Below are 9,044 nucleotides of genomic sequence, written 5' to 3' on the forward strand. Positions count from 1 at the left end.
GAACCCTCGGTCCCGTCCACCGTCACACGCCGCCCTCGGCCGCGGCCACCCGCGGGTTGGCCGACAGGTGCTGGCCGACCCGCGTGACGAGCATCGCCATCTCGTAGGCGATCATGCCGAGGTCGGCGTCGGCGTCGGCGAGCACCGCGAGGCACGCGCCGCGCCCGGCCGCGGTGACGAACAGGAACGCCGACTCCATCTCCACGATGGTCTGCCGGACCGGGCCGCCGCCGAACGACTCGCCCGCGCCGCGGGCGAGGCTCTGGAAGCTGGCGGCGACGGCCGCGAGGTGGTCCGAGGCCTCCTGGCCGAGACCGCGGGAGGCCGCCATGCGCAGGCCGTCGCTCGACAGGACCACCGCGTTCTGCACCTGGGCGACGCGCTGCACGAGGCTGTCCAGCAGCCAGTTCAGCTCGCCGCCGGCACCGCCCGCGGCCTCCGCGCCGGAGTGCTGGGCTTCTGTCATGGGGCGTCGTCCTCCTGGTCACCTCGGTTGGGGTGGTCGTCGCGGCCGGGCGGGGCCTGCGCCTCGGCGTCGGCCGCCTCCCGCCTGCCGCGCTGCCACCCGCGCTGCATGGCGGACATCATCGACCGCATGGTCTCGGGCGAGCGCGCCGCGTCCGGGACGTCCGGTGGAGCGCTCCCGCCGCCGGGCGGGACGTCCGCCGGCCCGGTGGGCGCGCCCGCGTCCTCGGGCGGGGACGCGTCGGCGGGGACGGGGGCGGCCAGCGGCATCGACGGCTCCGGCCGCGGCGGCTCCGGCTGCGCGGGCTGCTGCTGCGCGGGCGGCGCCGCGGCGGCGGGCGGCGGTGCCTGCCCCTGTGCGGCCAGATGGGCGTCCACCCGCTCCTTCAGCTGGGGCGCGAGATGCGTCTGCCGGCGGCGCTTGGGAAGCCCGCCGTCCGCCGTCGCCCCCGCGGGCTCCGCGTCCGCCGCCGGGGCGGGCTCGGGTGCGGGCTGCGGCCGGTCGGCCTGCCGGGAACGCCTGCGCTCCGGCAGTGGCGTCAGCCCGGACGCCTCCTCCCGCGCCTGCTCGCCCGCCTGCTCGGACTGGGCCTGCTCCGACTGTGCCTGCTCGGACTGTGCCTGCTCGGGGAGCCCGGATTCCGTCCGGACCGGTTCCGTCCGGACGGGATCGGCGCGCAGCGGCTCGGCCTCCGCGACCAGCCGCACGACGCCGCCCTGCTCCACCGCCGGGCGCGCGGACGCCGACAGCGCGCCCGCTTGCGCGGCCGGCAGCCGCATCGGCCCGGTGTTGCGGCGCGCGGGCGGCTCCTGCTCCGCGGTGTCCACGATGAGGGATCCCGGGATCAGCGCGATCGCGGTGGTACCGCCGTACGGCGACTGCCGCAGCGTCACCTTGATGTCGTGCCGTTCGGCGAGCCGCGCCACGACGAACAGGCCGAGCTGCGCGCTGTCGGACGGGTCGAACTCCGGCGGGTCGTCCAGCCGGGCGTTCGCGGTGCGCAGCGCCTCCTCGGTCATGCCGAGGCCGCGGTCCTCCACCTCGATGGCGAAGCCGTTGGCGACCGGGTGCCCGCTGACCCGCACCGGCGACTGCGGCGGGGAGAACGTGGTGGCGTTCTCCACCACCTCGGCGAGCAGGTGGATGACGTCGGCGACGGCGGAGCCGAGCAGCGCGATCCGCGGCAGCGGCTGCACCCGGACCCGCGGGTAGTCCTCGACCTCGGCGACCGCGCCGCGCACCACGTCCACCAGCGGGACGGGCCGCCGCCAGCCGCGCCCGGCGGTCTTGCCGGCCAGGATGACCAGGCCCTCGGCGTGCCGCCGCATGCGGGTCGCGAGGTGGTCGAGGCGGAACAGGTCGGACAGCTCCGACGGGTCCTCGGTGCGGCGCTCCATGGTGTCGAGCAGGCTGAGCTGGCGGTGCAGCAGCGCCTGGTTGCGGCGGGCGAGGTTGACGAACACCTCGCTGATCCCGCGCCGCGCCGCGACCTCGCCGGCCGCGGCCACCAGCACCGCCTCGCGGGCCCGGTCGAAGGAGTCGGCGATCTGCCGGATCTCCCTGATCCGGAAGTCGACGGCGGGCTCCGGCTCGGGCTCGGCGGGGCGCCCGGCGCGGACCTGCTCGGCCAGCAGCGGGAGCCGCTTGCGGGTGAAGTCCACGACGGCGCCCGCGAGCGTGCGGCACTCGCGCAGCAGCCGCCGCGACACCCGGATCGCGATCATGGCGGACAGCACGACGGCGACCAGGCCGAGGCCGCCCGCGATGCCCAGCCGGACGAACACGCCGACCGCGATGTGCTGCGCCCGGCCGGTGATGTCGTCGAGGGTGCGGTTCTCGAAGTGGTAGAGGTCCTCGTCGGCGTCGTCGGCGACCGTCCGCCACTGGGACGGGTCGACGATCGGGGCCCGCGCGGCGCGGGAGGCCCCCGTGGGGGTCCCGCCGCGGGCGCCCGTCGCGGACGCGGCGCCCTGCCCGGTCGCCGTGCCCGTCGCCGTCCGGCCCTGGACCTGCTTCTTCTTCGAGACCGTCCGGACCTGCTCGGCCCCCCGGATGACCTCGTCCTCCAGCTTGCGCAGCTGCGCGAACTGCGGGGTGGCGACGAGGCGCTCGTAGCGGCCGCGGTCGGCGGCCGGCAGGTTCGGGACGTTGTCCGCGTACGCCATCCGCTGCGCGCCGACGAGCTGCGCGAACTCGCCGCGCTCGGCGGCGCTCAGGTGCCCGGCGGCGAGCGCGCCGGTCAGCAGCGCGTCCTCGCGGGACAGGAACTCCCGGCCGCGGCCGACGGAGGTGAGCGTGCGCGCGTCGGCGGTGATGGTGCCGTTCGCGGGCGTCGTCGCGCTGTAGATCGCGAAGCCGGCGTCGATGATGCCGCTGTAGTCGGCGAGCACGTCCGCGCGGCTGGAGGCGCGGTCGTCGACGCCGCGGCGGGTCGTCTCCAGCGTGCCGAGCCTGGCCAGCAGGTCGTCCATCCGCTTGACGACGCCGGGCAGGATCGAGTCGCGCAGGGCGCCGTCCCCGAAGCCCTTGCGCAGCTCCCTGACCGCGCCGTCGGTCACCTGCCGCTGCGTGCGCAGCACGTCGGGGTTCACCGAGCGGGACGACCCGGCGTCCGCCATCGACAGCCGGCGCTCCTTCTGCAGCGCGTTCATCAGCCGCTGCGTGGGCAGCACCGCCTCCTGCTGGAACTTGCGGCTCTGCAGCAGCTGGTGCGCGTCGCCGTAGGTGATCCCGGTGAGGAACATCCACAGCGCGGCCAGCGCGAGCAGCGGCACGAGGACCAGGAGCGTGATCCTCGCCCGGATGGAGGAGAAGCGGGAGGCCATCACGGCAGGTGGACCATGCTCACATCGATGGCTTTCGGCGATGGGGGATGCGACATGCGGGGGGAACCTCCCGATGCGGGATGTACGGGGGTCTGCGGGACTCTACTACGTCGCGGGACGGCGACGATCAGGTGACCGAGCGTCATGTCCGGGGTCGTCGGCGTCCGGCCAGCTCAGCACGTGCTCCATCAGCGCGATGAGGACCTCCTTGGCCGATTCGCGGCGGCGGGCGTCGCACAGCAGCACCGGGACGCCGGGGTCCAGGTCCAGCGCGATCGCGACGTCCCGGGGGTCGTGCCGCCGCGCGCCGTCGAAGCAGTTGACGGCGACGACGAACGGCAGGCGGCGCCGCTCGAAGTAGTCGATCGCGGGGAAGCAGCCGGTCAGCCGGCGGGTGTCGGCGAGCACGACCGCGCCGATCGCGCCAGCAGCCAGCTCGTCCCACATGAACCAGAACCGGTCCTGGCCGGGCGTGCCGAACAGGTAGAGCAGCAGCTGGTCGGAGAGCGTGATGCGGCCGAAGTCCATCGCGACGGTCGTGGTCGACTTGGCGCGGACGCCGGTCACGTCGTCCACGCCGACGCCGCGGTCGGTCAGCGGCTCCTCGGTGCGCAGCGGCCGGATCTCGCTGATCGACCCGACGAGGGTGGTCTTGCCGGCGCCGAACCCGCCCGCGATGAGGATCTTGGTGGTGACCAGCGGGCGGGCGGCGAGCCCGGCGCCGGGACCCGGGCCGGGGTCAGAGGGCGCGTAGGCCATTGAGGACCTCCCTCAGGACGCCCCGTCCGGGCCGCCCGTCCGCGGGGGCGGCGGAGTCCACCACCCGGATCAGCCCCTCGTCGCGCAGGTCGCCGAGCAGCACCCGGACGACCCCGAGCGGCAGCCCGAACTCCGAGGCCAGGTCGACCACGGCGACCGGGCGGGCGCAGCCGCGCAGGATCCGCACGTGGTCGGGGCTGTAGCGCAGCCGGTCGCCCGGCTGCGCGCCGGTGGCCGCGACGACCGCGATCAGTTCGAAGCCCTCACCCGCGGGACGGGTGCGGCCCCGGGTCCGCGCGTAGGGGCGGACGAGCGGGCCGGCCTCCCGGTCCAGCCACCGCTCCGCCGACGGGTTCATCGGTCATTACCCCCACATCTCCCCCGGGACGGGCTCCGTCCGGGTCACCGGCCCTGCGGGACCGCTCCCCCGGCGCCGTAGCCGCCGGTGTAACCGCCGCCGAAGCCGCCGCCCGCCTGCTCGTGCCGCGGGGCGGCCTGCAGGTGCTGCCCGACCCGCTTGACCAGCACCGCCATCTCGTAGGCGACCAGGCCCGCGTCGGCCTCCGCCTCGGCGATCACCGCCAGGCAGGTGCCGTCGCCGGCGGCGGTGACGAACAGCAGCAGCGCGTCCATCTCGATGATGGTCTGGCGGACGTTGCCGCCCGCGAAGTGCCGGCCGGCGCCGCGCGCGAGGCTCTGCACGCCGGACGCCAGCGCGGACAGGTGCTCGGCGTCCTCGCGGCCGAGCTCGCTGGACGCGGCGACCGCGAGGCCGTCGCGGGACAGGATCACCGCCTGCCGCACGCTCGCGACGCGCTCGGCGAAGTCGTTGAGCAGCCAGTTGAGCTCGCCGGTGACCGTGTTGTGCATCATCGGGTCCCCTCATCCTCCCCATCGGACGCGCGGCCGCGCCGCCATCCCTGCTGTACCGAGGCCATCAGCGAGCGCGCCTCCTCCGGGGACCGCGCGACCCCGCCGGCGGGACCGCCGGCGACCGGCGGAGGCAACGGCGGCGGCTCCTTGCGCAACTGCGGCGCGAGGTTCTCCTGCCGGACCCTGCGGGGCAGGCCCGCGTGGGTCCCGGCGGGAGAGCCGCCCTCCGCGCCCCGAGGGCGCTCGCCGCCGACGACGGTACCGCGATCTTCCACGCCGTCCCACGCCGTGTCACCGGCCGGATGCGCACCGCGCTCCGTTCCCGGGTCTCCGTCCCGCTCGGGGGCGCCCGCCGGCGGGCCGCCGGGCGTGCGCGCGCCTGGCGCGTAGACCGGCGCGGGCGTCCAGCCGTCGGCGTCGGACGGATCGTCCGACGCGTACGCCGGCACGGCGTCCGCGTCGTCGGACCAGGGGTTCACGGAGCCGCCGCGCGGCCCGCGGAACGGCGCGGCGGGCGCCTGGTCCTCGGGGTCGCCCCACGGGGCGGCCGGGCCGGCGAGCTGCGGCAGCACGGGCGGCGTCTCGCGCAGCGGCACGGGCTCCGGCCACGCCGTGCCGGGCCGCCGCATGCCGGGCTGCTCCATGCCGGGCTGCTCCATGCCGGGCTGGGGCGCGTCGCCGGGCGCGGGCTCCCGGCGCGCGAACACCCCGACGTCGGGGACGACCTCGGCGCGCGTCACGACCTCCGGCCGCGGCGTCCCGCCGAACGGGACGTCGGTGTACGGGGTGCCCATGAACGTCGGCCCGGCGCCGGCCGGCGCCGGCCGCACGGGGACCGGCTCGACGGGCTCGGCGCCGCCCGGCCCGCCGCCGGCACCGTCCGGGGACGGGGCGCCCGCGCCGCCGGCCGTAGCGGGCTCGCCGGCGTCCGCCGGGGCCTCGACCGCGGGTACCTCGGCCGCGGCGGCGTCCGGACCGCCCTCCAGCGGGACGATCTCCTCGTCCATCCGGTCGGCGGGCACCACGAGCTCGTGCGGCATCAGCACGATGGCCGTCACGCCCCCGTACGGGGAGCGGTGCAGCGACACGTCGATGCCGTGCCGGGCCGCGAGCCGGGCGACCACGAACAGCCCCAGCCGGTCGGTGTCGACCAGGTCGAACTCGGGCGGCTCGGCGAGCCGCCGGTTGATCTCGGCGAGTGTCTCCGGCTTCACGCCGAGCCCGCGGTCCTCGATCTCCACGCAGAAGCCGTTGCCGACCCGCTCCGCCATCACCCGCACCTCGGTGTTGGGCGGGGAGAACGACGCCGCGTTCTCCAGCAGCTCGGCCAGCAGGTGCACGACGTCGGTGACGGCGGCGCCGACCAGGCCGTCCTCGGACTCGGTCAGCACGACCGCGCGGGTGTAGTCCTCGATCTCGGCGACGGCGGCGCGCAGCACGTCGGCGATGAGCACCGGGCGCCGCCAGCCGCGGCCCGGGGTGGCGCCGGACAGGATGATCAGGCTCTCGGCGTGCCGCCGCATGCGGGTGGTGAGGTGGTCGATCCGGAACAGCGCCTCCAGGTCGTCGGCCTCGGCGCGGCTCTCCAGCCCGTCCAGCATCGTCAGCTGGCGGTGCAGCAGCGACTGGTTGCGGCGGGCGATGTTGAGGAAGATCCGGCTGACGCCGGCGCGCAGCTCGGCCTGCCCGACGGCGGCGTCCACCGCGGTGCGCTGCACCTTGGCGAACGACTCGGCGAGCCGGGTGACCTCGCTGGTGCGGCCGCGCGGCAGCGCGGGCGCCTCCGCCTCGACGTCCACGGGCTCGTTGCGGCGCAGCCGGTCGACCAGCCGCGGCAGCCGCTCGTCGGCCAGCTCCTCGGCGGAGCCGCGCAGCCCGACCAGCTCGCGGACGACGCCGCGGCCGAACCGCAGCGCGAGCAGCACCGACACGGCGATCACCAGCAGGCCGGCGCCGCCGACGACGCCGAGCCGGATGTAGGCGTCGCGGCCCAGCCGGTCGGCGCGCGCGGCGGCCTGATCGGTGTTCGCCATGATCATCTGGTTGACGGACAGGACCAGCGGCTGCGCGGTCGCCTGCCACTGCCAGGCGCTGATCGGCAGCGGCCCGCGGTCGTGCGCGGCGATCCGGTCCTCGAGGTCCTTGTACGCGTGGTACTGCGTCGAGGCGAACACCGGCGCGGTGAGCCGCGCGTAGACCTTCGGGTCGGCCAGCGACCGCTGCCGCTGCCACTGCCAGCGCTGCTCGCCGAGCATCTCCAGGAACGTGCGGTGCTCGGCGGCGGACATCTGGCCGTGCGTGACGAGCGCGCCCGCGACCAGCGCGTTCTCCCGCTGCAGCAGTTCCATCGCGCGCCCGGCGGCGCGGTCGGACAGCGTCCAGTTGTAGAGGGACGCGTCGTTGATGACGATCAGGCTGTCGTACAGCCGGTGCATCACGTCGACCATGCTGCTGTAGTCGTTGACGGCCGTCAGCCGGTCGACCGCGCGGGCGTCGACGGCGGCGCGCAGCTGGCCGAGGCCGCCGAGCGCCTTCAGCACGTCCGAGACCCGCGACCGCATCTCGGCCGTGGTGGCGCCGCGCGCGGCGTCGGAGGTGGACGTGCGGCGGAAGGTGGCCACGGCCTTGTCCAGGCGCGCGCGCTGGGCGGTGAGGGCCGCGGGCGTGGACGCCGGCTTGCGCGGGCCGCTCAGGTACACGACCGACGCCTGCCGCTCCTTGCCCAGCTCGACGAGCAGCCCCTGGCCGGACGCGGCGAACTGCTCGTTCAGCGTGTGGTACTTCCGCTGGGCGAGGGCGGCGCGGCCGGTGATGTCGGCGGCGTAGGCCCAGATCGCGACCAGCGAGACGAGCGGAACGAGAAGGAGCGCGGCGACCTTGGACCGGATCGGGCGCGTGCGTGCGGTTCTCATGGGACCTCGAACGTTCCGGCACGTAGGGTGGCCCGATCATAGGGGCGGCCTGTCACGCCTCCGCAACCCCTTCTCCCCCTTTCGTCCGTATTCGGATCCGGAATCGGTTATCGACAATCAGGACATTTGCTTCATTTCCCCCTGTTGCCGGGCGGCGATGGGCCATACTCTGCTGTTTCGCCCGCCGATCCCGGCCCGGCACGGGAGGGAGACCGACGATCAGTACAGGCAGCCACGGCGCGGCCGGCCCGCTCGGCCGGAGCGGGAGCCCGCCCTCCGCGCCCGGGAGCGTTACCATTCCCGCCGTGAGTCCCGAAAGCCAGGCATCCGAGGCACTTCCGTCGCGACGCCGCCGCACACCCCGCGGCGGCCGACATCGCGGCGACGAGTCCTTCCTGCTGCCCCAAGGATCCCCCGCTCTCGTCCTGGCCGTGCCCGGCCCCGCCCGGCAACAGGGCGGCACCGAGATCGCCGCCGAGCTCGCCCGGCTCGTGGAGATCGAGCACACCGGCCAGCCCGCCTACGTCGGGCACTTCGACGGCGGCGAGGGCGACCTGCACGCCGTCCTCGCCGGCCTCGGCCACCCCCAGGACGAGCTCGCGGCCGTCGTCGTGCCGATGTCCACCGGGCCCGACCCGGCCCTGGACGCCGCCGTCCGCGCCGCCGTCGCGGCCGCCCCGGTCCGGGCCGTCGCCGCCGAGCCGCTCGGCCCGCACCCCCTCATCGCCGAGGCGCTGCACGACCGGCTCGCCGACGCCGGCCTCGCCCGCGCCGACCGCATCCGGATGATGACGATGGTCACCGCCGCCACCGGCGTCATCGTCGCCACCCCCGGCGACGCCACCGCCGTCCGGCAGGCCGAGGTGACCAGCGTGCTGCTCGCCTCCCGGCTCGCCGCGCCCGTCTTCACCGCCTCGCTCGCCGACGAGGCCGGCATCCGGGCCGCCGGCGAGCAGCTGCGCGCCGCCGGCGCCGCGTCCGTCGCCCTCGCGCCGCACGTCATCGGCCCCGAGCCGGAGGCCCGCCTGGTCCCCGCCGCGGCCGCCGCCGTCGGCGCCGCGTACGCGGCCCCCCTCGGCCCCCACCCGGCCCTGGCCCGCCTCGCCGCCCTCCGCTACGTCGAAGCCCTCTCACTGGCCCTGGCCGATTAGCCCAGGGGGGCGACCCCCTGGAACCCCCGTCACGACGGAGGGGCTGTTTCGCAGATCG

At 76.0% G+C, this 9,044-nt stretch carries 7 protein-coding genes; 1 reads left to right on the plus strand and 6 read right to left on the minus strand.

Annotated features, from left to right (window positions below):
• Positions 1-22: 22 nt before the first annotated feature.
• From ABT299_RS45670 to ABT299_RS45695, 6 genes are all read right to left on the minus strand, one after another.
• Positions 23-466 (minus strand): roadblock/LC7 domain-containing protein, encoded by a 444-nt coding sequence (locus tag ABT299_RS45670; protein WP_190852490.1) that lies wholly within the window; start codon positions 464-466, stop codon positions 23-25.
• Positions 463-3,291, minus strand: coding sequence for a sensor histidine kinase (locus ABT299_RS45675; RefSeq protein ID WP_500254616.1), 2,829 nt, complete (start codon positions 3,289-3,291; stop codon positions 463-465). Before ABT299_RS45675 ends, ABT299_RS45670 begins: the two co-directional genes overlap by 4 nt.
• A gap of 105 nt (positions 3,292-3,396) precedes the next feature.
• Positions 3,397-4,050, minus strand: a complete 654-nt coding sequence (locus ABT299_RS45680; RefSeq protein ID WP_387026898.1) for a GTP-binding protein — start codon at positions 4,048-4,050, stop codon at positions 3,397-3,399.
• A complete protein-coding gene (locus ABT299_RS45685) occupies positions 4,031-4,408 on the minus strand; it encodes a DUF742 domain-containing protein (RefSeq protein WP_190852495.1) in 378 nt (125 codons plus the stop codon). Before ABT299_RS45685 ends, ABT299_RS45680 begins: the two co-directional genes overlap by 20 nt.
• A gap of 44 nt (positions 4,409-4,452) precedes the next feature.
• Complete coding sequence (locus tag ABT299_RS45690; RefSeq protein WP_190852827.1) at positions 4,453-4,920, minus strand: roadblock/LC7 domain-containing protein; 468 nt, start codon at positions 4,918-4,920, stop codon at positions 4,453-4,455.
• The gene (locus ABT299_RS45695; RefSeq protein ID WP_500254617.1) at positions 4,920-7,835 is read right to left on the minus strand and encodes a sensor histidine kinase; all 2,916 of its coding nucleotides are present in this window, start codon (positions 7,833-7,835) and stop codon (positions 4,920-4,922) included. Before ABT299_RS45695 ends, ABT299_RS45690 begins: the two co-directional genes overlap by 1 nt.
• A gap of 305 nt (positions 7,836-8,140) precedes the next feature.
• Between ABT299_RS45695 and ABT299_RS45700 the strand changes: the two genes are divergently transcribed.
• A complete protein-coding gene (locus tag ABT299_RS45700) occupies positions 8,141-8,986 on the plus strand; it encodes a sirohydrochlorin chelatase family protein (RefSeq protein WP_190852500.1) in 846 nt (281 codons plus the stop codon).
• Positions 8,987-9,044: the final 58 nt, after the last annotated feature.

It is taken from the genome of Spirillospora sp. NPDC000708, from assembly GCF_040299565.1.
Classification (GTDB): domain Bacteria; phylum Actinomycetota; class Actinomycetes; order Streptosporangiales; family Streptosporangiaceae; genus Spirillospora.

Excerpts from the sequence above, each read along its gene's own strand:
- ABT299_RS45670 (WP_190852490.1), bottom strand. The coding sequence starts at position 466 with ATGACAGAAGCCCAGCACTCCGGCGCGGAGGCCGCGGGCGGTGCCGGC.
- ABT299_RS45675 (WP_500254616.1), bottom strand. The coding sequence starts at position 3,291 with ATGGCCTCCCGCTTCTCCTCCATCCGGGCGAGGATCACGCTCCTGGTC.
- ABT299_RS45680 (WP_387026898.1), bottom strand. The coding sequence starts at position 4,050 with ATGGCCTACGCGCCCTCTGACCCCGGCCCGGGTCCCGGCGCCGGGCTC.
- ABT299_RS45685 (WP_190852495.1), bottom strand. The coding sequence starts at position 4,408 with ATGAACCCGTCGGCGGAGCGGTGGCTGGACCGGGAGGCCGGCCCGCTC.
- ABT299_RS45690 (WP_190852827.1), bottom strand. The coding sequence starts at position 4,920 with ATGCACAACACGGTCACCGGCGAGCTCAACTGGCTGCTCAACGACTTC.
- ABT299_RS45695 (WP_500254617.1), bottom strand. The coding sequence starts at position 7,835 with ATGAGAACCGCACGCACGCGCCCGATCCGGTCCAAGGTCGCCGCGCTC.